We start from the raw sequence: 1,118 nt of genomic DNA on the forward strand, positions 1-1,118 counted from the left end.
ATCAAATGTGGGAGCGAGCCTGCTCGCGAATGCAATGTGGCAGTCGACCCATACTTATCTGACCCAACGCCTTCGCGAGCAGGCTCGCTCCCACAGGGGTTATGCGGCGACCGGGGATTTGCGCATGCCCAACCGACTGATCCACACCGCTGCCAGAATCACACCCCCGCCAAGGAACAACCGCCCCAGTTCCTCATGCTGATTCCAGATCAGCAGATTCAACAGCAGCCCCACCGGCACATGCAGGTTGTTCATCACCGCCAGTGTGCCGCCGTTGACCATGCACGCGCCCTTGTTCCACCAGTACAGACCCAATGCAGTCGAGACCAGACCAAGAAACAGCAACACCGCCCATTGCAGCGGCGCTTCCGGGAGAAAGTTCGACTTGCCGAACAACAGGAACGCTGGCAGCACAACCGCCAATGCACCGAGGTAGAAATAACCGAAGCGGCGGTAATGCGGCAGATCACTCGGATGCTTCGCCACCAGATGCTTGTACAGGACCTGCCCGGCGGCATAAGTGAAGTTGGCCAGTTGCAGCAGCAGGAAGCCCATGAAGAAGTCGGGACTGATGCTGTCGAAGCGAATCACCGCCGCACCGCCGACTGCCACCAGCGCAGCAATCAATGCCCACGGGTTGAAGCGGCGGTTCAGCGCGTCTTCGATCAACGTCACATGCAGCGGCGTGAGAATGGTGAACAGCAACACCTCCGGCACCGTCAGCACGCGGAAGCTCAGGTACAGGCAGACGTAAGTCACCCCGAACTGCAACGCGCCGATCAGCAACATGCCACGCATGAACGCCGGCTCCACCGAACGCCAGCGCGTCAGCGGAATAAACACCAGCCCGGCCAGCACCACGCGCACCAGCACCGCGAAGTAACTGTCGACATGCCCTGCCAGGTACTCGCCGATCAGACTGAAGGAAAATGCCTGGATCAGCGTCACAAAAAGTAGATAGCCCATGCTCGCCTCGAAAATCGAATGGCGGCGACGATAGCGGGTTTTGCCGCTCACTGCGAATAGCCGGAAACACAAATAACCGGTGGGAGCGAGCCTGCTCGCGAAGGCAGCGTGTCAGACGGCAGATACTTTTCTGATGCACCGCTTTCGCGAGC

The 1,118-nt window shown here is 59.4% G+C and carries 1 protein-coding gene; it reads right to left on the minus strand.

Annotation, left to right across the window (positions count from 1 at the left end; all coding sequences use genetic code 11):
* Positions 1-99: 99 nt before the first annotated feature.
* Positions 100-966, minus strand: a complete 867-nt coding sequence (locus tag QMX86_RS28090; RefSeq protein ID WP_282387979.1) for a carboxylate/amino acid/amine transporter — start codon at positions 964-966, stop codon at positions 100-102.
* Positions 967-1,118: the final 152 nt, after the last annotated feature.

It is taken from the genome of Pseudomonas sp. PS01270 (genome assembly GCF_029959775.1).
GTDB classification, from domain to species: domain Bacteria; phylum Pseudomonadota; class Gammaproteobacteria; order Pseudomonadales; family Pseudomonadaceae; genus Aquipseudomonas; species Aquipseudomonas atacamensis.